The 23,691-nt window shown below is 41.4% G+C and carries 26 protein-coding genes; 9 read left to right on the forward strand and 17 right to left on the reverse strand.

Annotated features, from left to right (window positions below):
- Positions 1-201 precede the first annotated feature (201 nt).
- The 3 genes from CHH48_RS13170 to CHH48_RS13175 all read right to left on the reverse strand — a co-directional run bounded on the left by CHH48_RS13170 (position 202) and on the right by CHH48_RS13175 (position 2,476).
- The gene (locus tag CHH48_RS13170; protein ID WP_095219626.1) at positions 202-1,071 is read right to left on the reverse strand and encodes a GAF domain-containing protein; all 870 of its coding nucleotides are present in this window, start codon (positions 1,069-1,071) and stop codon (positions 202-204) included.
- Between the two features lie 139 nt (positions 1,072-1,210).
- Positions 1,211-1,351 (reverse strand): hypothetical protein, encoded by a 141-nt coding sequence (locus CHH48_RS19590; protein WP_175074410.1) that lies wholly within the window; start codon positions 1,349-1,351, stop codon positions 1,211-1,213.
- Positions 1,352-1,477: 126 nt separating this feature from the next.
- Complete coding sequence (locus tag CHH48_RS13175) at positions 1,478-2,476, reverse strand: acrylyl-CoA reductase family protein (RefSeq protein ID WP_095219600.1); 999 nt, start codon at positions 2,474-2,476, stop codon at positions 1,478-1,480.
- 231 nt (positions 2,477-2,707) lie between these two features.
- On the opposite strand from CHH48_RS13175, the gene CHH48_RS13180 reads away from it, so the two are divergent.
- Positions 2,708-3,556: a YitT family protein gene (locus CHH48_RS13180; RefSeq protein ID WP_095219601.1), complete on the forward strand. Its 849-nt coding sequence runs from the start codon at positions 2,708-2,710 to the stop codon at positions 3,554-3,556.
- A 270-nt stretch (positions 3,557-3,826) separates the two neighbouring features.
- A complete protein-coding gene (locus tag CHH48_RS13185) occupies positions 3,827-4,837 on the forward strand; it encodes an STAS domain-containing protein (RefSeq protein ID WP_095219602.1) in 1,011 nt (336 codons plus the stop codon).
- Positions 4,838-4,860: 23 nt separating this feature from the next.
- On the opposite strand, the gene CHH48_RS13190 is transcribed toward CHH48_RS13185, so the two are convergent.
- The 5 genes from CHH48_RS13190 to celB all read right to left on the reverse strand — a co-directional run bounded on the left by CHH48_RS13190 (position 4,861) and on the right by celB (position 8,160).
- Positions 4,861-5,340, reverse strand: a complete 480-nt coding sequence (locus tag CHH48_RS13190; RefSeq protein WP_095219603.1) for a GNAT family N-acetyltransferase — start codon at positions 5,338-5,340, stop codon at positions 4,861-4,863.
- Entirely contained in the window at positions 5,337-5,498 is a 162-nt protein-coding gene (locus CHH48_RS19595) for a hypothetical protein (protein WP_175074413.1), read from the reverse strand. The genes CHH48_RS13190 and CHH48_RS19595 overlap by 4 nt, the downstream gene beginning before the upstream one ends.
- A 223-nt stretch (positions 5,499-5,721) precedes the next feature.
- Complete coding sequence (locus CHH48_RS13195) at positions 5,722-6,012, reverse strand: hypothetical protein (protein WP_095219604.1); 291 nt, start codon at positions 6,010-6,012, stop codon at positions 5,722-5,724.
- A gap of 82 nt (positions 6,013-6,094) precedes the next feature.
- On the reverse strand, positions 6,095-6,679 hold the full coding sequence (locus tag CHH48_RS13200) for a hypothetical protein (protein WP_095219605.1): 585 nt from the start codon (positions 6,677-6,679) through the stop codon (positions 6,095-6,097).
- Between the two features lie 167 nt (positions 6,680-6,846).
- Positions 6,847-8,160, reverse strand: coding sequence for a PTS cellobiose transporter subunit IIC (gene celB, locus CHH48_RS13205; RefSeq protein WP_095219606.1), 1,314 nt, complete (start codon positions 8,158-8,160; stop codon positions 6,847-6,849).
- Between the two features lie 190 nt (positions 8,161-8,350).
- Here celB and CHH48_RS13210 point away from each other — a divergent pair, with 190 nt between their 5' ends.
- Positions 8,351-9,178 (forward strand): dihydrodipicolinate synthase family protein, encoded by an 828-nt coding sequence (locus CHH48_RS13210; protein ID WP_095219607.1) that lies wholly within the window; start codon positions 8,351-8,353, stop codon positions 9,176-9,178.
- A 55-nt stretch (positions 9,179-9,233) separates the two neighbouring features.
- On the opposite strand, the gene CHH48_RS13215 is transcribed toward CHH48_RS13210, so the two are convergent.
- Complete coding sequence (locus CHH48_RS13215; protein ID WP_095219608.1) at positions 9,234-9,998, reverse strand: GTP pyrophosphokinase; 765 nt, start codon at positions 9,996-9,998, stop codon at positions 9,234-9,236.
- A 176-nt stretch (positions 9,999-10,174) separates the two neighbouring features.
- Positions 10,175-12,355, reverse strand: a complete 2,181-nt coding sequence (locus tag CHH48_RS13220; protein WP_176466443.1) for an MMPL family transporter — start codon at positions 12,353-12,355, stop codon at positions 10,175-10,177.
- A gap of 225 nt (positions 12,356-12,580) precedes the next feature.
- Between CHH48_RS13220 and CHH48_RS13225 the strand changes: the two genes are divergently transcribed.
- Positions 12,581-13,123, forward strand: a complete 543-nt coding sequence (locus CHH48_RS13225) for a TetR/AcrR family transcriptional regulator (RefSeq protein WP_095219610.1) — start codon at positions 12,581-12,583, stop codon at positions 13,121-13,123.
- Positions 13,124-13,224: 101 nt separating this feature from the next.
- Here CHH48_RS13225 and CHH48_RS13230 read toward each other — a convergent pair whose 3' ends face one another.
- Entirely contained in the window at positions 13,225-14,127 is a 903-nt protein-coding gene (locus CHH48_RS13230) for an AraC family transcriptional regulator (RefSeq protein ID WP_095219611.1), read from the reverse strand.
- Between the two features lie 159 nt (positions 14,128-14,286).
- On the opposite strand from CHH48_RS13230, the gene CHH48_RS13235 reads away from it, so the two are divergent.
- Positions 14,287-15,273 (forward strand): aldo/keto reductase, encoded by a 987-nt coding sequence (locus CHH48_RS13235; RefSeq protein WP_176466442.1) that lies wholly within the window; start codon positions 14,287-14,289, stop codon positions 15,271-15,273.
- A gap of 70 nt (positions 15,274-15,343) precedes the next feature.
- Positions 15,344-15,637, forward strand: coding sequence for an HPr family phosphocarrier protein (locus tag CHH48_RS13240; protein WP_095219612.1), 294 nt, complete (start codon positions 15,344-15,346; stop codon positions 15,635-15,637).
- A gap of 6 nt (positions 15,638-15,643) precedes the next feature.
- Here CHH48_RS13240 and CHH48_RS13245 read toward each other — a convergent pair whose 3' ends face one another.
- Positions 15,644-16,168 (reverse strand): hypothetical protein, encoded by a 525-nt coding sequence (locus CHH48_RS13245; RefSeq protein ID WP_095219613.1) that lies wholly within the window; start codon positions 16,166-16,168, stop codon positions 15,644-15,646.
- A 101-nt stretch (positions 16,169-16,269) separates the two neighbouring features.
- On the opposite strand from CHH48_RS13245, the gene pdxR reads away from it, so the two are divergent.
- Complete coding sequence (pdxR, locus tag CHH48_RS13250; protein ID WP_095231847.1) at positions 16,270-17,730, forward strand: MocR-like pyridoxine biosynthesis transcription factor PdxR; 1,461 nt, start codon at positions 16,270-16,272, stop codon at positions 17,728-17,730.
- A gap of 52 nt (positions 17,731-17,782) precedes the next feature.
- Here pdxR and CHH48_RS13255 read toward each other — a convergent pair whose 3' ends face one another.
- The gene (locus tag CHH48_RS13255) at positions 17,783-17,986 is read right to left on the reverse strand and encodes a zinc ribbon domain-containing protein (RefSeq protein WP_095219628.1); all 204 of its coding nucleotides are present in this window, start codon (positions 17,984-17,986) and stop codon (positions 17,783-17,785) included.
- Positions 17,987-18,105: 119 nt separating this feature from the next.
- On the opposite strand from CHH48_RS13255, the gene CHH48_RS13260 reads away from it, so the two are divergent.
- Complete coding sequence (locus CHH48_RS13260) at positions 18,106-18,480, forward strand: hypothetical protein (protein WP_095219629.1); 375 nt, start codon at positions 18,106-18,108, stop codon at positions 18,478-18,480.
- A 72-nt stretch (positions 18,481-18,552) separates the two neighbouring features.
- Here the strand turns inward: CHH48_RS13260 and CHH48_RS13265 are convergent, their stop codons facing one another.
- The 4 genes from CHH48_RS13265 to CHH48_RS13280 all read right to left on the reverse strand — a co-directional run bounded on the left by CHH48_RS13265 (position 18,553) and on the right by CHH48_RS13280 (position 22,182).
- On the reverse strand, positions 18,553-19,848 hold the full coding sequence (locus CHH48_RS13265) for an aldehyde dehydrogenase (RefSeq protein ID WP_095219630.1): 1,296 nt from the start codon (positions 19,846-19,848) through the stop codon (positions 18,553-18,555).
- Between the two features lie 203 nt (positions 19,849-20,051).
- Positions 20,052-20,633, reverse strand: coding sequence for a pyridoxal 5'-phosphate synthase glutaminase subunit PdxT (gene pdxT, locus CHH48_RS13270; protein ID WP_095219631.1), 582 nt, complete (start codon positions 20,631-20,633; stop codon positions 20,052-20,054).
- A 19-nt stretch (positions 20,634-20,652) separates the two neighbouring features.
- Entirely contained in the window at positions 20,653-21,537 is an 885-nt protein-coding gene (pdxS, locus tag CHH48_RS13275; protein ID WP_095219632.1) for a pyridoxal 5'-phosphate synthase lyase subunit PdxS, read from the reverse strand.
- A gap of 99 nt (positions 21,538-21,636) precedes the next feature.
- Positions 21,637-22,182 carry a hypothetical protein gene (locus tag CHH48_RS13280; RefSeq protein WP_428848886.1) on the reverse strand — a complete coding sequence of 182 codons (546 nt, stop codon included), beginning with the start codon at positions 22,180-22,182 and terminating at the stop codon, positions 21,637-21,639.
- Between the two features lie 175 nt (positions 22,183-22,357).
- On the opposite strand from CHH48_RS13280, the gene CHH48_RS13285 reads away from it, so the two are divergent.
- A complete protein-coding gene (locus CHH48_RS13285; RefSeq protein WP_095219634.1) occupies positions 22,358-23,608 on the forward strand; it encodes a hypothetical protein in 1,251 nt (416 codons plus the stop codon).
- The last annotated feature ends 83 nt before the right edge of the window (positions 23,609-23,691 follow it).

Here is a 23,691-nt window from a genome sequence, read left to right on the forward strand (position 1 = left end):
TCCTTTTTCCTGCATGCACCCGATAGTGTATGCTGGCAGATAGAATCGAGGTCTGCAGATAAAAAATAAATCACAGCGAAAAGACAAACAAACGCGAAACTTGTTAACAGCACGATACTTCTTCCTCTCTATCAGATGATAACCCATTACCACTCCGGACCAAACCTAAACAAAAAACCAGACAGTTATCTCTGTCTGGTTTTAAAAGCTATCATCACGCTTCTCTAATTTTAATCCGATCTTATTCAATGCACGCTCTAAATTGGCCTCTATTATTATGTCTTTTAATTCCATCTGCAACGATAAAGCTTTTAATGCTAAATCCGGATGGAATCCGGTCAGAATTGGTTTTACACCAATAAGCTTCAATAAAGTAGCTATCTTTAATAACGAATTGCTTACAACATGATCAATCTGAGAGATACCCGATAAGTCAATGACTAGGTAATCCAAATTCAACTCCTGGCTCTTCTGCAAAGATAGCTGAATGATTTTTTCAGCTCTGTCCTCATGTATGAACCCAATAATCGGAAGCACCGCAACCCCAGCAGTAATCGGAACGAATGGTGCCGATAGATTTTGTATCTGTTTGTTGGCGTTCTCAAGCTCTAGCACAAACGTCAAAAGTGATGCCATCGTTTCGAATAAACGAATATGCTCTTCCGTAAACGGAAATGATTTCGAATCAAGTCCGCAAATAGTTCCGTAATTCTCTCCGTTCTCAAAATAGATCGGAATCCCGATAAAACTACCGCCCCCGAGGTTATTTGCTACTTCAAGTGATTGAGATAGTTCGCTCTTCGCTAAGTCTGGGATAATTAGTATTTCTCTCCCATGATCGACACTAAGCTTGCATAATGTCTCATTAAAAGGAAGCTTTTCTCCTTCCTGGAGGAGATTTTCTTTTTGATTAACAACTTTAATGATTTTATTATGAACGTTGTCATTTTTAGCGATAAATAATGTATTAATCTTCACGAATTCACTGATAATATTCAGCACACCCTGTGCCGCTTCATCGAAATTAGCAAAAGCACTTACACTTTTGGTCATCTCTGCAAATGTTTTCATTTCCAAGTACCTTTCTCCTTACTCAAAATTCGAATACCATACCTTTACCCTAATTAAGTAAGGTTATAACACATTTTCTGAAGAAAAGTTTATTGGCATATAAAAAAAGCGTGCTGCCAGGGCAGCACGCTAATATCATTTAGTTAGCTTTTTTATATGTTTCTGTCTGAGTTTCCGTCACACTTGCAAATTGCTCTTCGTCTTGCTTGACCATTTTCAACCAAGCTGCAAAACAGCCAACAACACAAGCTACTGCGAACACAATTAAAAGATAAATCATTTTGTGCACCTCACATAGTCATTTGATTATGATTATGCCATGGTTGAACGCTTAGGAAAACAATTTGTGACGTTGTTCACAAACAGTTCAAATTTCACCGACACACTAATGTCACATTATTTCACTTTATTCGCCGATACGGACAAGATATCTGCCGCGAGCATGACCTTGCAATAACTTAGGTAATGCCTCCGGCAATTGTTCCAGTGTCAATTCTTCTATAACGAAACGTTCCAAGTCTCCTGGATTGAAGGCAGTTGCCAGTTGCAACCAAACTTTATCACGTGTTGGTTTCGGACAATAAACGGAGTCGATACCAAGTAAGTTGATTCCGCGAAGAATGAATGGGAATACACTAGTCGGGACTTTGCCTCCGGCAGTTAATCCGCTCACTGCAGCGGATCCGTTATACTTGAGCTGGCTGAGAACTGATGCGAGCGGTTCCCCGCCGACCGGATCGACTGCTGCTGCCCATCTCTGGCTTGCAATCTGCTTAAGATTACCATCATACACCTCGTCGCGCGAAATGATACGAGTAGCTCCAAGCTCCTTAAGATATTCGTGCTCCTCTTGTTTGCCTGTACTCGCTTCCACTTCGAAGCCAAGCTTGTACAAAATAGCTACTGCAAAACTGCCGACTCCTCCGGTTGCTCCGGTAACAAGTACTGGGCCATTCTCTTTATCCAATCCGTTCTCCAACAAACGCTGAACGGATAGTGCAGCTGTAAACCCTGCTGTACCGATAATCATTGCTTCTCTCGTCGTCATTCCTTCCGGCACTGGTACGATATAATCAGCTGGCACTCTCGCGTACTCGCTGTATCCACCATGACGAGCAACTCCGATTTCATAGCTCGTGGCAATGACATGATCTCCCGGCTGAAAGCGCTCATCCTCGGAAGATACAACTTCTCCAGCTAAATCTATACCTGGAACTATAGGGTAAGACTTCACTACATTTCCATTTGGTATCGTCGCTAGGCTATCTTTATAGTTGACACCAGAGTAGTGAACCTTGATCAATACTTCTCCCTCCGGCAACTGGTCAACGGCCATTTCTTTCACTTGAACAGAGAAATCTTCTCCTTGTTTATCTGCAATTAATGCTTTAAATGTATCACTCATCTACATACCCTCCTACTATTTACATACTAATCTTTTTCATAATCAGACACAATTTATGCGCATTTTTCTAAGAAATCATTCTCCGTATGTTAATACCCTTTCTGTCTCTTCTGCAAAACAGGAAGATATTCTTTCAAAATCTTGTCAAGTAATATGGCAAGCTATAATGCAGTGTGATATAATCTCGTGGTCTATCAGAGAAGAAACAACATATTAAAAGGGGGTTATCAGATGAAACAGATAAAGCAGAACTTCCTCAGAGACCTGGTATTCCTCATGGCTGGATCCTTTCTATTCGCCCTGGCAGTGAATATTTTCGCTATTCCGAGTGAACTTGGCGAAGGCGGCGTAACAGGTGTTACTATTATTTTATTTTATGCGCTTGGCTGGGCTCCGAGTATAATGAACCTTATTTTGAATGGTCTTTTAATTATCATAGGATACCGATTCCTAGACAAGCAGACCGTTTTTTATACAATCATTGTCGTCATACTTAATTCTTTCTTCCTTCATTTAACGGAAAGCTGGGAGATAGCTTCGGATCAAGTACTAGTAAACGCAGTCTTTGGTGGCTTATTTGCTGGTGTCGGCATCGGACTTGTACTTAAAGTAGGCGGTACGACAGCTGGTACTGCTATTCTTGCCCGGCTTGCGAATAAGTATCTCGATTGGAATACAAGCTTTGCCTTATTGTTCTTTGATTTGATTGTAGTAGCAGCTTCTTGGTTCATCATCGGCACAGAAAAGCTTCTAATTACTGTGATTATGCTATACATCGCAACGAAGGTAATGGAATTTGTTATTGAAGGATTGAATCCGAAGAAAGCTGTCTTCATCATTTCCAACCAAAAGGATACGATTGCCAAGACAATCTCCACGCAGCTTGACAGAGGTGTTACGCTGCTGGAAGGACGCGGATATTATACACAGAACCAGAAGGAAATTCTGTATGTAGTCATCAATAAGCAAGAACTGCTCCCATTAAAAAAAATAGTCCGTTCTATCGATACAAAAGCATTCATCACGTTATACGATGTGCGCGATGTATTTGGTGAAGGATTTATGGATATTACAAAATAAAACAGAAGCGTACCAGTTTGGTACGCTTCTGTTTTATTTAATGCCTCACTAGCTGTAAATTATGCACATTAACAAGTTAAGAACATATTGAATTTTTTAGATTGCATTCCATCATCTAACTGTATTATGTGCTATGGTTGGTATAAAGGAATAATTTAGAGAAATGATAGATAAGACTTACTGCGGCCCGCAAAGAACTGGCATTGTATCTGGATAATATTTATAATGATATTTAGACTATAAAACGCACGAAAAAGGGGAACGGAACCATTGGATAAGATAGAAATTGGCGGCCTCCAGTTTGCTTGGGAACTGGATAAAGGCAGATTTATATATGAAGATCAGGATTCAGTTCTTTTTTGGATTTCCAGTGCTATGCGTGAATTTTTTGACACGATAGAGGAGATTTCTGGAGAAGAGGTTTCCAATCTTGTTTTCGAAACAACGGGATATCGGCAAGGCACTGTTGTCGGCGAATATTTCCAAAACAAACCTGACGTTGGCATCCATAAAGCTGCGGAACTGATTACGAATACGTATGCTTCTGCAGGCTGGGGAAGAACTACAATAAAGAATCTTGATCCAGAAAAACATACGTTGACAGCAGAATTGGTTGACAGCTGGGAACATAAGATAAATATTTCTCAAGGCAAAACTGAAGGAGGCCGTTTCTTGCCAGCCCATTATGCGGGCATCTTCAGCGGCATGTTCGGAACAAATATATGGTATAAGGTAGAGCATTATCAATTGGAAGGCTACGAAAGTACTATCATCCATTACTTCCCTTCAGAAGTTACAGTTTCGGAGAATATCCACCAGCTGGCCCGGAAAAAAGAATCACAGCAAATTTTGGAACTGGAAGCAACAGTCGAGGATAAGACCAGGGAATTGAAAAAGCTGGTGCGTGATCTATCCTCCCCGATCATACCTGTTCTTGATCATGTCGTTGTCGTTCCCTTAATCGGGAAATATGATGAAGAACGGTCAGAGGAGCTTCTATTCAAGACGCTGGAAAACTTGCCGGCCTATAAAGCAAGATACCTGCTTCTCGATTTGACAGGCCTGGATAAGGATGTCAGCCAATATACGGCGAACCTGATCAGCAAGGTTGGATCTGCTTCATCCTTAATCGGCACGAAGACATTACTCGTCGGTATTTCACCAGAGCTCGGCTTGCAGATATCCAACTCTGGGATCTCGCTTGCCTCCTTCGATTGTTTCCAGACACTGCAGCACGGAATCCATTATGCTCTTGGACAAATGGGTAAACAAATCATCTGAAAATAACCAACCTCTCCATCTATCTAGCTGGAGAGGCTTTTTACATCTAGCACCATGCGAATAAAAGGATACACCGCCCCGTTTGTTTGCTGATCGAAACATTCAGTAAGACGGAAACCAATTCGTTCGTACAACGTAATAGCCCGCTTATTGAATGAAGCTACAGCAAGGGAAATTTTTTCTGGGTGATATGTTTTTATGATGTGTTCTACCAGAAATGACACAAATTCCTGTCCAAAGCCTTTGCCAGTCAAATCTGGACGCATACCAAATCCTATTTCGACTTCATCATTTTCTGATTGTATACTGCAAAAGCCAATCACCTCTTCCATCTGTGTCACCGCATAAACATTTCCTTTTCTCGCTTCTGGGTCAAGGAATTCAGCCAAGTCCTCTTCATCTTGGTCCATATCATAGAAAGCATAGATGCCTTCATATCTCCATGTGTTCGCAATAAGTTCAGCCTGTGACTGCGTCATAGGTACAATCTGGTACATTGTCATTCTCGTTGCCTCCGATCTGCTTGCCATTCAGCCATATATGTCTGCTGGCGTCTTCGGTTGTACGTTCTAAATACTAGATAGATTCCGATGATAACACCTAACACAATTAGCAAAATAAGTGCAACGATGGCAACGGTGTAAAAGGATAATGCCGTCATGAGATTGTTACTCCCTCTTTTTTTATTAATTCCATTATAGATAGAAAACAAATGGAAAACTAGGAATACTTTTTACAAATACTGCTTACTCCATACGAATTGCTCTAGAAGATTACAAGAAAAGACTGCACACCAATTACACATATCTTTACTCAAAGTCTCACTAATATGAAAATGCCCATAAAAAACCGGCTATAAAGTATATTTTATAGCCGGTTTCAAATTATTTATTCACTTTTTCTTCCGCCGCTTTAATCTCTTCTTCAGTCGGTGTAATTGTATTTGCCACCCATTCTTCCCGGTACGCATGATCCAGCGCACTCAGGCCTCTTTCCTCTTTTTCAAAATCCGCTTCCGGACTAGGCATCTTGTCCTCCCGCTCTTTATCCTGCAAATTCGACCCTGTCACATTCGGATCATCCTTCTTGCGTTTCAAATAAGAAAAGGTACCTGCTGCTGCGGCTATTGCGACTGTTCCTCCTGCGATCAATCCGATATTCGTTTTCTTCATCATGTTACTTCCCTCCACTCATTTGTGATGATTCAGTAACGCTCTAAATTCTATATTCCTTGTTTGCGCTTTCTCTAAACTAAAATTAAGCTTCCTGCTTCAGCTCGAACTCCACTAGATTCTCCCCAAGGACACTAAGAGTAATATGATTGTCACTCATGTTGATGTAGCCATATTTGGAGCTGGAGGTATCTGTAATACTTTGTCTTAGATTGCCTGGCACCTTGCGCTCGCCATTTTTGTAGCATGTATAAATATGATCAATTGTCACATCAGGTATATGCAGGATATTTTTTAAATAGTAGACAGCCACTGTATTGAATTTTATATTGGAATTCACTTCATATCGCTCCAGGAAATCACGGAATGGTTCCACACCGCTTTTGCCTAGTAAATCAAGGTCTTTCACCATGCTATAGGAGTCCTTATTCCGGCGGATCGGACGCTTCTTGATTGATTGAACTCGATTGGAGTCGACAACCGAAATGTGCTGTACTGTTTCTGTTTCTGGCTCCTCTGCTGCCGCCGCCTCATAGCCATAACCCTGCTCACCAAGATAGCTCTTTACCATTATGTCGAAAACCTTGCCTTGCAGATTTTCCGGAAACTTCTGTATCACTGTCGAAATACGTTCCATTTCTGCTACTAATGCCTCGTACGACGTCGTCATAATTCCCCTCCCATAGCTTTTTCTATTTGTTTCTCGATTGTTTGTGCTATTTCCTGCAAAGTTTTCAATTTTTCTATATTGAAAGATTATCTATATTAACATTCCACTATCCTTATCTTTTCACACCTTCTTTAATTTAAGGTTTTCTATGTAGAAAGAAGAGCAGATTACTGCTCTTCTCCTCCTGCCGCTTCTTCCTTTGCTTTTTGTTTATCCCATAGCCGGAAAAAAGGGTAATAAATAAGGAATGATAGGACAAGAATGACAATCTGAAGAATTGCCCCTGATATGCTGCCTGTAATTAGATAGCCTTGTAATATAGGCGGCATTGTCCAAGGTGGCACTATTCCTATAGGCTTCGCAACGATTCCCCAGTCCATAGCCAGATACGTAATCAGTACCGAAATAAGCGGTGTGAAAATGAAGGGCACGATCAAGAGCGGGTTCATGACAATAGGCATTCCGAATAGTACCGGTTCATTGATATTGAATATACCTGGTCCGATACTCAGCCTTCCAAGCTGCTTCATCTGCTGACTTTTCGCAAATAATAACATTGCCAGCACAAGGCCCAGTGTTGTTCCAGAACCTCCTATAAAGACGATATCATTTATTTCATTTGTAACGATATGCTGCACGGGCTCGCCAAGCTCAAAGGATTTAGCGTTCTCCGCTGTCAACGTCAGCCAAATCGGTCCTGTTACAGCTCCAACAATCGTCGATCCATGTAAACCAGTACTCCAAAGCAATGTGATTAACAGAAAAATAATCATTGTACCAGCAAGACTCGTTCCGATAGATGTGAGCGGCTTTTGCAGGAGCACTGTGATGACATTATGGATACTGCCAAAAGTACCGACGTTCTCTACTAGCAAACGAATGACCCAGATTGCAATGATTGCAAAAAATCCTGGTATCAGGGCGGTAAAAGAGCGAGCAACAGCTGGCGGTACACCGTCAGGCAGTTTGATGACTAAATTACGCTGTACAATCAACCGATATATTTCAGTACACAGAAGCGCAATCAGCATCCCGACAAAAAGCCCTTTACTTGTGAACATCGCTGTCTGATAAGCTGTTTCTGTGATATCCACGCCTTCTGGTGTCTTGCCGATGATATACGTTACATATGGCGTGCCGACGAAATAAGCCGATAAAGATACAGCACCAGCCGCAAGTGGATCAACCTTATATGACTCAGCCAAACGATAACCGATTCCAAAAACGGCAATCAAGGTCATTAGTTCAAACGTGCCGCGATATGGATATAGCAAACTCTCCTTGAGCTGCGGCCGTTCAGCAAGGAAATCCATATACGACTGGATCGGAAAATTGGCTAGAATTAAAAAGAAAGAACCTATGATGATGAGTGGCATTGATAAAATTAGTCCATCACGGAGTGCATTCAAGTGTCGCTGCTGCGCTACCTTCGCGGCGACAGGCATTACTTTCTCCTCTAGGAACTGATTCACTTTACTCATGACTGTACCTCCTCAGCGGATTTACAGCATTTTATGTAAACGCTTTCATTGTGATGAGGTTTTTCCAGCCCAATTATTTTCTATACAATTCTTGTTAAACTAGGTTATGGTGAGTACTACATACACACGGCTTTAGAGCAACTGATTCTTAAGTGGTCAGCAAATAAATTTTCACGAAGGAGTTAAGCTCATGTTGAAAGAAATTTATCATATCGCTGTACCTACTGCTTTTCAAGACAACGAGGCACTCGATACAAAGCATACTCTAGATCACATAAGACAACTATATAACCAAGGTATTCGATCTGTACTAGTTTGCGGTTCAACCGGGGAGCAGCATAGCCTTAGTTTAAAGGAAAAAGTGGAGCTGCTAACAGCTTTAGAAGAGGAAGAATTGCTCGTTAGCGATATGGAAATTATCTTCGGTGTTTCAGCGATCAGACAATCTGAAGCTGAAGTACTTGCTAAAGAAATCAGTAAGACCAATATTGCCGCAATTCTCTTAGGCTATCCCCCCTACCTCTTACCTACTCAGAACGAAGCATTGATATATTCAAAAAGTATTATTTCTTTGGTCAAGAAACCAGTAATCTTATACAATAACCCGGCTCGCACAGGCTTTGATTTATCTGTTGAAAGCGTACTTGAACTTGCAAAATCAGATTCGGTTATTGGCTTAAAAGAAGCAGGAAATTCAAGCAAAGCTTCCGATATATTGAGGAACGTATCAGATGGTGTATTTTATATTTATGCTGGAGGAGAGCGGGACCTGTTGCAGAAAATTCAATATGGCTTTTCACGTTTATCTTCTATTGCCGGCAATATTGCTCCTATTAGAATACAATCATGGTTTGAAGGTCTGTTATCTGGAAACATGATAGAACAAAAAGAGATTGATTGTATTAATGACGTCCTAGAAACAATTTACAACGGTTCGCCTATTGTTAATCTAAAAAGAGAGTTGAGTCATGAAGGTGTTGACTTAGGTAGATGCAGAAAACCTCTCGGAAACAGTTAGTGAATGAAATAGAACCGTTCAAAAAAATGCAGGAACGGTTCTTCATTTCAAATTTTTATTCAAGTCTCTTCGGCTTGTCTATTAGCTGCTGAAGTATACCCTGCATTATCTTGTCCCGAGTTGCAGTCATGCTGCTCACGTCGAGAACTTCATCGAGTTGTTCATTTAAACTTTCATTCTTTAGCTCTTTTACTTCATTATGAATTTTTTCCATCTTATCATCCAACGCGGATGCAGAATCAGCAGCTGCTTTTAATTCATTCGCCAGCCGATTCGGTATTGCTTTATCATATTTATAATAGATTTTATGTTCCAGACTGGCCCAAAAATCCATCGCTATCGTCCTGATTTGAATCTCCACACACACGCTTTCTTCCCTATCAGACAAAAATACGGGTACTTTCACAATTAGGTGCAGGCTCTGGTAGCCATTTGGTTTCGGGTTCTTTATATAATCTTTCCTATCGATAAGTTCGATATCTTTTTGCTTCTCGATCATATCGCTTATTGCGTAGATATCCGATTTAAATGAGCAGGTAATTCTGATACCAGCGATATCCTTGATATTTTCCTTAATAGCATCCAATGAAAAATCAATATTCTTCTTAAAGATTTTCTTTAAAATGCTTTCTGGTGATTTCAATCGGGAACTGCAGTGTTCAATTGGATTATAATCGTGAATATAAGAAAATTCTTCATTTAAGATATTGATTTTCGTATTCACTTCATCCAGAGCGAATTTGTATACGGCGGTAAATCTCGTAAGTTCTGTCTTCAGTTCTTTAAGCTGCGTTAAATTCTCATGTGTCAGTGACTGCATATTAAAGTTCCTTTCTACTAGCTGCACGGAATATTTTCATTAAAATGGGCAGCAAAAGGCGAATTAATCACCGCCCTACTCTCATTTTATCAGTAATTCAATTTTCCCTCAGCAATTTTGAGCTTGGCTTCTATAAGAAAAGAGACGCTCTCCCGTGAGAACGTCTCTTTTTACACTCAGCTTGTTTTTCTTTCTTTTTCTTTCTCATGAAGGAGTGCTTCCCCTTCTATGTCAATGTTCGGCAAAATCTTATCGAGCCACTTTGGCATATACCATGCTGCATTGCCCATTAAGGACATAACAGCTGGAACAATTGTCATACGAACTACGAAGGCATCGAATAGGACCCCAAATGTCAGCGCCATCCCGATTGATTTAATCATCGCATCAGGCGTTACCATAAAGCCGACGAATACCGACATCATGATCAATCCTGCTGCAACGACAACTTTACCGCTATCACGCATACCCGCGAGTATCGCTTCTTTTGGATCACGAGTTTGGGAATATATTTCCCGCATACGGCTTACGAGGAATACTTCATAGTCCATCGCCAAACCGAATAGGATACCGATCGCAATGATCGGCAGGAATGCCAGTATCGGGCTTTCTCCTGGGAATCCGAACAGGTTGATCATATTCCCGTCCTGCACAACAAACGTAACAAACCCTAATGTTGCGCCGATGGAAAGCAGGAATCCTAAAACTGCCTTAAGCGGCAGAAGGATAGATCTGAATACTAATACAAGAAGGACATATGCAAGCCCAACGATTAGTAATGCAAATATTGGCAGCGCATCATTCAGTTTTTGTGCAATATCAATATTGACTGCGGCAGTACCTGTAACAAGCAATTCCGTATCTTCATTGGATATATCTCTGATTTCATTTACGATATCTTTTGTTTCCTGGTCATTTGGTCCAGTTACCGGTGTCACACTGATGATAAATACATCCCCAGCTTCATTCGGCATTGCTGGAGTAACAGTTTTCACATCATCTAGTTCACTGATGTCCTGGCTGACAGCTTGTAAATCCTGCTGAACTGCTTCTGGATTTTCATTCGCATCGATTTTAGCTGCAACGACTAAAGTAGAATGGAACCCTTCTCCATAAGCATCCGCCAGTATATCGTATGCTTTCCGTTCTGTTGTGTCCTCTTGTTTCGCTGTTCCATCATCCGGCAGACCTAAATTCATATGAGTGAATGGAATAGCAATAACCAAAAGTATTGCTACAGAAAGGAACGTAACAAGCAATGGACGTCGCGTAACAAATTTACCCCATCTGTTTTTGCTAGGCTTTCCTTCCGTAGTCCGAGTGATTTTCTTCAGGAATCGATTTCCTTTAGAAGGAGAAATTCGGTGGCCAAGCATCCCTAGAATTGCCGGTAGTACCGTAATTGATACTATTACAGACAATAGAATACTGATAGAAGCCGCTACACCCATTACTGTCAGGAACGGAATTCCAGTTACAGCAAGACCCAACAGGCCTATAATAACTGTCAATCCTGCGAATACAACAGCGCTCCCGGAAGTACCAGTTGCAATTGCCACCGATTCTTTAACGGAATGACCCTCAGCCAGCTGCTGTCTGAATCGTGTCATGATGAACAAAGCGTAATCTATTCCTACTGCAATACCCAGCATTGCTGCCAAAGTCAACGATACATTTTGCATTTCGAAGAAGTTGGAACCGATCACGATTGTCAGCAAGCTTATTCCAAGTCCAATTAACGCAGATAAAATTGGCATACCTGCTGCCAGGAAGCTAGTGAACGTCACTGCGAGCACGAGGAAGGCAACAATAATCCCGATAATCTCGCCTGCCCCCAAATGCATGCCAGAGAATTCTACGTCACCAGTTAATTCAGTTTGAATTCCAGCATCGCGTGTCTCTTCGACTTTCTCTGTCACATTATCAATTGACTCTTGCGTTACTTCTGCTGCTTCATCCTTGAAAATAACTGTACCGTAACCGACCGTTCTATCTTCATTCAAATTCTGAAGCTGAACTGGTGTTGCTACGGAGACAACGTCCGAATCATCTTCTTGAATACTGTTTAGCATATCTGTAATAACTTTATTAGATGCTTCGGAATCGAGTGTCTCACCCTCCGATGCTTTGAACACAACCTGCACTTGTGCTCCTGATTCTGAATCAGGGAATGCATCCTTCAGCAAATCATTGGCTTCTTCAGCAGGTGTATTCGGAATACTCAAGTCTTCATTAAATGCCGTTCCTAAACTAATAGTTACGACAGCTAAAGCGATAAGAAGAGCTAACGCCCCGAAAACAACGCTTTTTTTATAGTTTACAGCCCATTTTCCTAACTTATATAAAAGTTTCGCTATTGTAATCTCCTCCAATGTCATCTATTGCGTACGATCGTGTTTAGAAATAAAGATGCTGTGAACACAGTTCATGTTGACTCTGCTTTCACAATCGGCTAAACTTGCATCATCATTAAAGCTAACGTTTGTACTTACATTTGTAAGTATACTAACGTATTAATATCTTTCAATAATAATGTGATAAATTGAGCATAAAACGAACAAAACAAGGAGAAGTGTTAGCTTTTGAGGAAATCGAGACAGGATAGTTTGTATTCGCAGCAATATATCATGGAAGCTCTAGATCAATTATTGGAAGAAAATCACCTGGAAGATATCACGATAACGGAGATTTGCAAAAAAGCAGGAGTTGCCAGGGTTACTTTTTACAAGTACTATCACACAATTTATGATGTGTTGAATGCATCTGTAGAAGTTAGTATAAAAAGCGCTATCGAGCAGCTTTCTAACATAAACCCTCAAGACAATATACAAGATGTGCTTGCAGACATAATAGCAAGGATAGCTGCCAGCCCTACATCGCTACAACGCCAGATTAACTCTAATACACACGGCGTGGTGCTTGAGTATTTTGTTCACGCAATTAGCCGCCTTTCGCAAGCTGATACAGTCTTCACCAAAAAGCTGAACCAGGCAGAGGTGTTATTTATAGCAGGCGGCATGTTCAGCATCATCACCCATTGGTTCAAGAATGACTTGCAAGAGTCCCCACAGTCCGTTGCGGCAATGATAACAGATGTGCTCCCAAGTTCAGCTTTGAAGCAATAAAATACATTAAATGAAAAAAGAGAAAGGTTACTCCCTTTCTCTTTTTTCATTGTATATACGAATATTAGAGATGTTCTCCAAGAGCTTTATTCTTTGACTGGTTACATCCAATCCTCTTTCAAACGATTAATATCTCTGCGCGGAGGAAAACCAAACATCCTTGCATACTCCCTGCTGAATTGAGAGACACTTTCATATCCTACCTGCAATGCTGCATCTGTTGTGTCTGCATCATCATATAACAAAAGGTGTCGCGCTTCCTGCAGCCTTATTTGTTTCTGGAATTGGATTGGACTCATAGCGGTAACTTCACGGAAATGACGGTGAAGCGTTGATACACTCATTCCTGCAATTTCAGCAAGCTCCTCTATTCGGAAGGATTGATCATAGTGATTTCTTATATGATCGATCACATCACGGATACGCTGGGTGTAACTGCCTTGTACAGCCATTTGCGCTAAGGCACTACCGTGTTTTCCTTGCAGTAGACGATAAAGTATCTCTTTCTTAACTAACGGTGCAAGCACAGGGATATCCTCTGGCTTCTCCAGCAAACTAGCTAAACGGACAGCCACATCCAATATTGGTGCTTCAATTTCATTCACATACATACCTCGTTTTGGATCCTCTCCAGAAACGATCTGTATAGCAGCCTCCTTCATTACCTCCAATATTTCAGCTGGTGTAAATTCCAGTTTCATAGCCAAATAAGGAGCAGAAGCAGAGGCTTCCAGAATTTGTCCGGAAACAGGCAAATCCACCGAAGCGACCAGATAATGATTTGGACCATAAAGCAAGCGCTCCTGGCCTAATAGAATCTCTTTCTCCCCTTGTACGATAATACAGACAGAAGGTTTATAGACTCCGCGCACTGGCCCGTAGGTACTCGTATGGTGAATGAAAAATAAGGACGGGATATTGGTTTCGCCAACCCCCTCTCTCGGAGCAAATTTATCAATCACTCCGGCGAGTATAGATTGCTTTTCTGACGTTGCTTCTGTCATGAAACCTCCTCCTTCTCCACTTCATCATAGTAATAGTATAAATCAATTCTGTGCTGATGACATGATTAGGCATGTATATGATATGAATTGGATAACACTCCTTTGCAGATTCCCTGCATAATAAAACGGACAATATGAATCAGGAAAGGAAGATATACATTGCAGAAGCGCAAACTTGGAAACAGCGGTATCGAAATTTCAGCTATCGGACTTGGCTGCATGGGAATGAGTTATGGATATGGTCCGGCATCCGACCGGAATGAGATGATTGCTGTTATAAGGAACGCAGTGGAACAAGGTGTGACCTTCTTTGATACAGCAGAAGTATACGGCCCATATATAAATGAAGAGCTAGTCGGAGAAGCCTTGCTTCCGTACCAAAATGATGTTGTTATCGCCACGAAATTCGGTTTCGATATCCAGGATGGCAAACAATCCGGCATGAACAGCCGTCCCGAACATATTAAACAAGTAGTAGAACAATCTCTTAAGCGGCTTAAATTAGACGCAATCGATCTCTATTATCAGCATCGCGTCGATCCGGATGTACCGATCGAGGAAGTTGCTGGTGCTGTAAAGGATTTGATTCAGGAAGGCAAAGTGAAGCATTGGGGATTGTCGGAAGCAGGCGTTCAGACAATACGCAGGGCACATGATGTACATCCGCTGGCAGCAGTCCAGAGTGAATATTCTCTTTGGTGGCGTCGTCCGGAAGAAGCATTGCTGCCAACTCTGGAAGAACTCGGAATTGGATTCGTCCCATTCAGTCCTTTAGGCAAAGGGTACCTGACAGGCCGATTCAAAGCTGACGCTACCTTTGCCGAAAATGATCTGCGCAATATCCTGCCGCGATTTACACCAGAAGCATTGGAAGCAAATCAATCTATGGTGGTACTGCTTGAAGATGTAGCCCAACAGAAGAATGCTACACCAGCACAAATCGCTCTTACCTGGCTTTTGGCTCAGAAAGATTGGATCGTACCGATTCCAGGTACAACCAAAAGAGAACGACTGACTGAAAACCTGGGAGCTGCAGCTATTGATTTATCTGCCGATGAATTAAGCCAAATTAGTACAGCGGCTTCAAAAATAGAACTGTTGGGAGCACGCTACCCAGAAGAACTCGAGAAAAGAACAGGTTTGTAAGATACAAAGATTATCAGAGCCCTTTCTTTGGGCTCTGACTATCATTTACTATTTTATAGGAGTACTGAGAATGCTTGAAAAAAACTTTTATGTAACCATCGAAACCGGATTTGCGCGGTATGCTGCTAGATTAGTCAGCATTGCGGGAAATTTCTCTTCCAGCATAAACATTTTGTATAAAGGGCAATCCGTTGATCTAAAGAATGCTCCTGAATGTATCATGCAGGTCATGAATCTTGGTATTAATAAGCATAGTTCATTTACAGTGAACGCAGATGGGACAGATGAAGCTCAGGCCATAGATGAAATAACTGACCATTTAATGAATCTGAATACGATGCATGCAATCGTTAATAAAAGGTGATGTTTTTCAGCGCTGTATCACAGCATATTGGCGATCATACCACCTGAATTTTCGAGCCAGATCAGCCACCTGATTTTCCTTGCTAATCGGAAAAGATGCTCCTCCAGATATGTATAGACCGGCATCCAAATGAATAACAGTATTACAAGCTGTACGGCGGGCAGCATCTTCTTCACCATCTAAGCAAGTGTACAGCTCTATCTTATCCCCAAACCATAGCTGCTCTTCGACAAATCGGAAAAGAGCTTCGTAAGCAAGCCTTTCATCGGGACAATCCAATTCATAGATAAACTTGTTAGCAACATGCGGTATCGCTAGATCCCTCCTGCGCTCAATCTTAATACCATGACAATCATTTTTGGTCTTATATATAAGCCAGTATTTTTGTCCCTTCCACTCATGCATCTGTCTAAAATATACGTTTTTCAGCTCACTTTCATCTATTTCTTCAGCTAGAACCCAAAATGGGTTGCTTCCATATTCACCTTGCTTGAGTCTTTTATTAGCAACCAGATAATGTTTTTCCGTCATGTCATTCACCTGTTCTTTCGCTCATCTATCACCTAGTATACTGGAAACATGCTATACTAACAGAACACTATAACAAGCTATAACACATAGGGGCAGTATAGATGATTACAATCAATAAAAATGAAGCTATTCCGCTTTCCAAGCAAATATATGTTTCTTTCGTCGATAAAATTCGATCCGGCTTACTGACAGGCGGAACGAAGCTGCCGACAGTCAGACAGCTTGCAAAAGACATCGAGGTTAGTCTCGTCACTGTAATGAAAGCATACAAACAGCTAGAAGAAGATGGATTCCTTGAATTGAGCAAGGGAAAAGGCACGTATGTGAAAACGCAGCAGCAGCCAGAACCAAGTAAATCAGGACAGGATCTTGATTGGCAGCTGAGCATTCCTGATTATTTGCACCGTTCCCAATATGCTCGTTTTCAGGATTCGGATGCGAGTTACCATTTCTCCTCTTCAATGATTGATCCGGCTTTGTTCCCGAATCAATATATGGATCAGCTGATTGCACAAGTATTCATGCAAAATCCCCGTATTCTCTCGCAATATGGCGGCATTCAAGGAGATCTTGCATTACGGGAGAAAATGGCCCAAAACATGGAGAAATCAAAAATCACCACCACACCAGAAAATCTGCTCATTACAAGCGGATCCCAGCAAGGTATCGACCTTGTTGCCCGGACTTTCATCGGTCCTGGTGATGTCGTGATCATGGAAGCACCGACTTATCCTGGCGCCATTGATGTTTTCCGCAGCCGTGGTGCAACCATCCTTACCGTTCCAGTTGATGAAGATGGCATGCGCGTAGATATGCTGCATAGCTTATGCGAGAAGCATAAACCAAAGCTGATTTATACAACACCAACATTCCATAATCCGACCGGAACTATTATGCCGCTGCAGCGGCGAAAAGTACTGCTCGATATCGCTGAAAGCCATCATTGCCTTGTTATGGAGGATGATCCATTCAGTGATATCTATTTTGACCGTAAGCCCCCGCTTCCGATCAAAAGTATGGATAAAACAGGGCATGTTATTTATTTAAAAGGATTAAGCAAAACAATCGCACCAGGATGCAGGATTGGACTAATTGCAGCTTCAGGATCAATCTTTAAACGGCTGTATGCAGCAAAAGCGAACATGGATTTGGGCAGCCCGCTCCTGCCGCAGAAGGTAATTCTTCCGTTAGTAGATTCTACCAAGATGGAGCAGCATTTGAAACGACTGCGGGCTGCACTGAAGAGCCGCCGGGATACCGTGCTGGCAGTACTGTCAAAGCAGGCGCCTTCAGGCGTTACATGGCATATTCCAAAGGGCGGCTTGAATGTCTGGATTCAGCTTCCCGCTTGGCTGGACAGCAATGTCCTCCTGTATGAAGCGACAAAACGGCATGTTTCCTTCTTAACAGGATCAGCTTGCTTTGCCATTGAAAATGAACATAGCACATTCCGGCTCAGCTATTCGTACGCGAATGAAAAGCTATTACAGGAAGGCGTCATGATTCTCTGCGACATTATGCAGGCGATGCAGCCTTCAAGCGCTTCTTCGCCTACTTTTTAAAGAAAACACCCTTCCCAGACCTAACAAAAAAGCTATCCTAATCGGATAGCTTTTAACCAAAAAATAAGTCCAGTAGATTACTACCTTGTGAAGATTGTTTATTATATAATTCCGAATAACCACACTGCGTACATGAAATTACTAGAAATTGATTGTGCTGGACATCAAATAATTTAGACAGACCAGTTCCTGTCATCGCAACTTCCTTTTGTGAAACCTCCGTACCACCGCATTTCAGACAGCCTTTCTCATTCATGTACGTCACTTCCTTTATCTTTTTCTAACATACGTAGATAACATAATACAGGTTTCAATAATTTATTAAGTCACCAATATATTCCTTCTATTGTAAAATACAAAAAGAGGTGACAATATATGAAAAAAATAATTGTTGGTATTTTAATAGTCTGCTTGTACTGTTTTCCTTTTGTTTATAATTCCATGTATCAGGATTTTGCAAACCGTTCTATGCTTGGCTATTTACTTATGCTGATGGCGACTTTACTTCTTGCTTTTTTAGGAAAACTCTTTAGTAGTTCAATCTATCTTATTATTGGTAACATAATATCGGTTATAATTTCATTTTATTTCATAAATGAAATGTCTTGGAATGAAGAATGGGGCGGCTATTTTAAGCCTCTCACTCCAAACCAATTATTAATCTTTGCTAGTGTTTTGTTTTTGGTTCCTCAGTTATTTGCTATGCGGTTAGCTAAAAAACTAAAAGATAGAGATAGAGTTAAAGGTTGAATTTTCCATACATATTAAACAAAAAAAAAGAGGAGTCAGTCCTTTGACTGACTCCTCTTTCCTTTATTTACTTCAACGCTTTAAGATGCTCTTGTAATGAGAAAAAGTATCAAAGCTGGCTTTACCGTGATATGCTCCCATACCGCTTGCACCAACTCCTCCGAATGGAAGGTAGTGGGAAGTCATCTGGCTGATTGTATCGTTGATTGCACCACCGCCGAATGAAATCCTGTTTAATATTTCATCCTGGAAGTTTTCATCTTCAGAGAACAGGTAAAGTGCTAGTGGTTTTGGTCGTCTCACAATTTGATCAATGATATCAGCTTGATCATCATAAGTGATAACCGGTAGGATTGGTCCGAAGATTTCATCCTGCATAATTGGATCATCCCATGAAATAGAATCAAGAATTGTCGGCTCTATTATTAGCTGGGAGCGGTCGGATTTTCCGCCTGCTGCAATTGTTCCGTTGTTCAGGAAGCCTGCCAGACGATCAAAATGTCTTTCACTGACCACATGTCCGAAGTTTGGATTTTGGACGACGTTGTCTCCATATGTTGCAGTAATGACGTCTATCAGTTTTTCCAACAGTGTTTCTTTTACACTGCTATGAACAAGAAGGTAATCTGGCGCAACACATGTCTGCCCAGCATTGGCGAATTTCCCACGAGCGATTCGCTGAGCTGCTTCATCCAGATTCGCATCCTTATGGACTATTGTCGGACTTTTACCACCAAGCTCCAGTGTCATTGGCGTCAAATGCTTCGCTGCAGCTTCTGCCACAATCTTACCGACGCCAGTGCTGCCTGTGAAGAAGATGTAGTCAAAGTCTTCTTTGAGCAATGCAGTACTTGTTTCCACTTCCCCTTCAACAACACTCAGATATTCTTCTGGGAAGTTATCATTGAATATGGTTGAAAGTATTGCTGACGTTTTCGGCGTCAATTCAGATGGTTTCAATACAGCAGTATTTCCACCAGCAATTGCTCCTACCAGTGGGGATACCGCCAGCTGGAATGGGTAGTTCCATGGTGCGATTACGAGTGCAGCCCCATAAGGTTCTGGCTTGATGAAGCTTTTTGCTCCTTCATGCGAAGCTGCTGTAGGTACTTCCTTCGTTTCAGCCCAAGACTCCAAATTCTCTAAAGTGAAGTTAATTTCAGCTAATACAAGACCTACCTCGGCCCGTTTAGCTTCCAATTCAGATTTGTTCAAATCCTGCTTCACTGCGTCCAGAATGCTTTGTTCATGCTTCTGGATTAAATCTTTCAATCTATTTAGTGTATCTATACGAAATTGTACATCCTTCGTTTGTCCGCTTCTGAAGAAAGTACGCTGTTTCATCAAAAGGTCTTGATAGTTCTCCATTTTAAAATCTCCTTTGCAATTTTGAGATGTTTCATTAAATTGCATACAATTAGTTGACGTATCAAATATTCAACGATGAAAAATATAATACACAAAAGACTAGATTGCAAGAGATACGAATTGAAGATAGAAAGGGAAAATAATCCACATAGCATGCAAAAAAGAAGATCATAAAATGATCTTCTTTTCAGTGAGAATACTATTTAAGCTTTTACAGCAGCTTCTTTTACCATCTCAACAAAATATCCCATCAATCTAGTATCTGCAGTAAGCTCCGGATGAAAAGCAGTCGCCAAATAGTGTCCATCTCTTGCTGCTACAATACGTCCTGTATCTTCACTCAGCACTTCAACACCTGGTCCTGCCTCGATAATATAAGGCGCACGGATGAATACTGCAGGGAAATCTTGTGCCACACCTTTGATTTCAAGCTCTGTTTCAAAGCTGTCTACCTGACGGCCGAAAGCATTTCGTTCCACAGTCACATCCATCAAACCAAGATGACTCGTCTGCTGGTTGTTAATTCTTTTTGCCAGCAGAATCATCCCTGCACAAGTACCGAAGATTGGTTTTCCAGCTGCGCCAAAAGCTCTTAACGACTCCAGGAAATCATACCGATCGATAAGCCTGCGCATTGCCGTACTCTCGCCTCCTGGCAAAATCAGTCCATCCAATTCAGCAAGCTGCTCCACGCGCTTGACTAGGATAGCTTCTGCTCCGACAGCTTCTACTGTCCGTGCATGCTCAACCACCGCACCTTGAAGTGCTAATACACCGATTTTCATAGAGCAGATCTCCCTTCCCTTACCAACCACGTTCTTGCATTCTGTTTTCTGGAGATAGACTTGCTATGTCGATTCCTTTCATCGGCGTGCCAAGTCCTTTGGAAAGTTCTGCAATCAGCTTGTAATCCTGATAATGCGTTGTCGCTTCAACAATAGCTTTAGCAAACTTCGCTGGGTTATCAGATTTAAAGATACCAGAACCAACGAACACTCCATCCGCTCCAAGCTGCATCATTAGTGCAGCATCTGCTGGAGTCGCCACACCACCGGCAGCGAAGTTTACAACTGGAAGCTTGCCAGCTTCACGAATCTGAAGCAATACGTCGTATGGTGCACCAAGATCTTTAGCAAATGTCATCACTTCATCCAAATCCATGGAGATTAGTTTGCGTACTTGGGACTGCACCTTACGCATATGTCGTACAGCTTCCACGATATTACCTGTTCCTGGCTCTCCTTTCGTCCGGAGCATGGAAGCACCTTCCCCGATGCGACGGGCAGCTTCACCAAGATCTCGGCTTCCGCAGACGAACGGTACCGTAAATTCACTTTTGTTCAAATGATATTCTTCATCCGCTGGGGTCAGCACTTCACTTTCATCTATGTAATCGACACCCATAGATTCCAGCACCCGTGCTTCCACAATATGTCCAATTCGAGCCTTAGCCATGACCGGGATAGAAACAGCATTCAATACCTCTTCTGTAATTGTCGGATCCGCCATCCGCGCAACACCACCGGCAGCACGAATATCAGAAGGGACACGCTCAAGCGCCATAACCGCTACTGCGCCCGCCTCTTCCGCAATCTTTGCCTGCTCTGCATTCACGACATCCATGATGACACCGCCCTTTTGCATTTCCGCCATACCACGTTTTACTAAATCTGTTCCTGTTTTCGCCATGTTGACTCCTCCTGCTTTTCTTTCCCGTTGTCGGAAAAGTTTGATAGGAGTATTGTACATAGGATCGGGGTATAACACGCAAGGTTAGAGTATAACAACTTATTCTATTGTATGCTTTTGCAGGAGATAGTTATATTCCTGCCAGAATTCTGTATACATTTCTTGGTCGAAATCGTCTTCAATCTTTTTCGTTTTCGAAATCTCGTAAAATGCTTTTGCTTGTTTTGCAAATTGCAGGATCTGTTGTTCATACTGAATCTTTTTAACAGATACACTTACATCTGGATATACGATCTTTCCTTCTGCCAGACTAGTGCTTGTAAATTTAACAAAGTCTGACAAAAATACTTCATCGCTTTTGTGCTGAACTGACCAGTGAATAGAGATTGGGCACCCAGACATCAGCATTATCCCACATCCATGGAGGATTAACCCTTCCTTGCACTCTGGATTACTTATATAGTCCACATCCAGTGTACGAAGTAATGCTAGCGCTGATTCACTAATCCCCCATTCTTCTCCCTTGCCAGCTTGTGTAATAATTGTCCCGTCCACTTCCAAATGAATTTGTCCATGTGAGCATAAATCTTCTTCCTCATTGGAAAGCCAATATTGTGTTTCCATCTTGAAGTTAAGAGTAGTTATATTCTTCTCCCCCCATATTTTCCTATTTATTATTCATTCAGTACAGAGCATACATGCACTCATTATCTACTAATTTTAATTAAAAAAGGAAAATTATTTACTTTAATTAAATGTTTCCCATTATAATAGGTAGGTATTATGGACCAAAAACGAAATGGAGAGGGATAAAAGACGCATGTTCACAAAAATATTGACTGTAATAATAGCAGCTGCAGTGCTTAGTACAGGCGGTTATTACACTTACACAAAAATTATTAACCCTGAAAAAAAGGAAGCTGCAGCAGAAACACCAGCTCCTAAAGAAGAAGAAAAAGTAAAAGAATTCACAGATGATGAAGTTAAAGAAGCAGCAGAGAAAAGTGTGGAGCTGGTTTATGCCGCACTGCTAAAAGGACAAGAAGAATATGATTTTGTAAAAGGCAATTATGATATAGAGAAATTAAAAGAGATTATCCAACCTATCGCAACTGAAAGTTTCTTAGAAGATAAAATGCCAGAATTAGCCGAAGCAACCTATTGTGAATGTGATGCAAATCCCAAACCACACCTCGCTTTCGATTCACGGGTAGAGATTACAAAAGAAAATGAGAACTATATTGTGACAGCAATAGCGGCTGGAAATGATATGGACAATAATGCATATGTCTACACGATAAAACTAGTTAATGACAAGAACGAGTTAAAATTAGATGATTGGTCATCCGAACAACCCACAGAGAATCTTAAATTGACTTCTGATGAAGCAGCAGCACTTCTGCAAGCAACATATGAAGATGACTTTGAGAATATATCGGAATATGATGCAGAAGAAGACAAGATTTATGTTTTCACTAATAGCACCAATTGGGAGATAGGCGTCAACTCTGTTAACGGTATGCTTACACAAAGTACTGCTGAACAAGAGACTACTGATGCTGATGCTGCTGCAAGTGATTCAACTGTTTCAGAAGATCAAGAAACAGAGGAAGAGCCAGTTGAAGAAGTATCTAATGAAACCGAAACAGAAGAAGATAATACTCTGGGGAATGCGGAAGAAGCGAAAGAACCTGATACACAAGCAGAAACTGCTGAGCCAGCATCAGAAACTACAATAAATCTTTCCGACTACAATGGTTTCTGGAGCACAGGTAATAACGATGGATCACCTTACATGAATTTTGAAGCAATGGATGAAAATACAGCTCAGGTGATGGTTACATCAGACCAACCACCAAACGCTATCCGCATGGCATCTGTAGATGGAACAATTACGATCACTGATAACCAGGCTGCACTCCATTATGATGAGGACGGTCAAGGCAACCAGGGAGATATCCACTTCGTATTTGGTGATGGCCAAATAACGGTTACTACAGAGTTAACACAAAAGGGAGAAAATCCTTTCTGGATGTTCTTTGATGGTACACATGTGTTGTATCCTAATTAAATAATTCAATTACAAATAGAGACTGGGACATAACTAAATTCCCATTGCTTAAAACCGAATATTATTCTAGAGCACCGCTTCGA

The sequence above is a fragment of the Terribacillus saccharophilus genome, from assembly GCF_002272075.1.
GTDB lineage: Bacteria > Bacillota > Bacilli > Bacillales > Amphibacillaceae > Terribacillus > Terribacillus saccharophilus_A.

Bases quoted from the DNA above. Each gene is read 5' to 3' on its own strand.
- CHH48_RS13170 (WP_095219626.1), bottom strand. From the start codon at position 1,071: ATGAAAACATTTGCAGAGATGACCAAAAGTGTAAGTGCTTTTGCTAAT.
- CHH48_RS19590 (WP_175074410.1), bottom strand. From the start codon at position 1,351: ATGATTTATCTTTTAATTGTGTTCGCAGTAGCTTGTGTTGTTGGCTGT.
- CHH48_RS13175 (WP_095219600.1), bottom strand. From the start codon at position 2,476: ATGAGTGATACATTTAAAGCATTAATTGCAGATAAACAAGGAGAAGAT.
- CHH48_RS13180 (WP_095219601.1), top strand. From the start codon at position 2,708: ATGAAACAGATAAAGCAGAACTTCCTCAGAGACCTGGTATTCCTCATG.
- CHH48_RS13190 (WP_095219603.1), bottom strand. From the start codon at position 5,340: ATGACAATGTACCAGATTGTACCTATGACGCAGTCACAGGCTGAACTT.
- CHH48_RS19595 (WP_175074413.1), bottom strand. From the start codon at position 5,498: ATGACGGCATTATCCTTTTACACCGTTGCCATCGTTGCACTTATTTTG.
- CHH48_RS13195 (WP_095219604.1), bottom strand. From the start codon at position 6,012: ATGATGAAGAAAACGAATATCGGATTGATCGCAGGAGGAACAGTCGCA.
- CHH48_RS13200 (WP_095219605.1), bottom strand. From the start codon at position 6,679: ATGACGACGTCGTACGAGGCATTAGTAGCAGAAATGGAACGTATTTCG.
- celB (WP_095219606.1), bottom strand. From the start codon at position 8,160: ATGAGTAAAGTGAATCAGTTCCTAGAGGAGAAAGTAATGCCTGTCGCC.
- CHH48_RS13210 (WP_095219607.1), top strand. From the start codon at position 8,351: ATGTTGAAAGAAATTTATCATATCGCTGTACCTACTGCTTTTCAAGAC.
- CHH48_RS13215 (WP_095219608.1), bottom strand. From the start codon at position 9,998: ATGCAGTCACTGACACATGAGAATTTAACGCAGCTTAAAGAACTGAAG.
- CHH48_RS13230 (WP_095219611.1), bottom strand. From the start codon at position 14,127: ATGACAGAAGCAACGTCAGAAAAGCAATCTATACTCGCCGGAGTGATT.
- CHH48_RS13240 (WP_095219612.1), top strand. From the start codon at position 15,344: ATGCTTGAAAAAAACTTTTATGTAACCATCGAAACCGGATTTGCGCGG.
- CHH48_RS13245 (WP_095219613.1), bottom strand. From the start codon at position 16,168: ATGACGGAAAAACATTATCTGGTTGCTAATAAAAGACTCAAGCAAGGT.
- pdxR (WP_095231847.1), top strand. From the start codon at position 16,270: ATGATTACAATCAATAAAAATGAAGCTATTCCGCTTTCCAAGCAAATA.
- CHH48_RS13255 (WP_095219628.1), bottom strand. From the start codon at position 17,986: ATGAATGAGAAAGGCTGTCTGAAATGCGGTGGTACGGAGGTTTCACAA.
- CHH48_RS13260 (WP_095219629.1), top strand. From the start codon at position 18,106: ATGAAAAAAATAATTGTTGGTATTTTAATAGTCTGCTTGTACTGTTTT.
- CHH48_RS13265 (WP_095219630.1), bottom strand. From the start codon at position 19,848: ATGGAGAACTATCAAGACCTTTTGATGAAACAGCGTACTTTCTTCAGA.
- pdxT (WP_095219631.1), bottom strand. From the start codon at position 20,633: ATGAAAATCGGTGTATTAGCACTTCAAGGTGCGGTGGTTGAGCATGCA.
- pdxS (WP_095219632.1), bottom strand. From the start codon at position 21,537: ATGGCGAAAACAGGAACAGATTTAGTAAAACGTGGTATGGCGGAAATG.
- CHH48_RS13285 (WP_095219634.1), top strand. From the start codon at position 22,358: ATGTTCACAAAAATATTGACTGTAATAATAGCAGCTGCAGTGCTTAGT.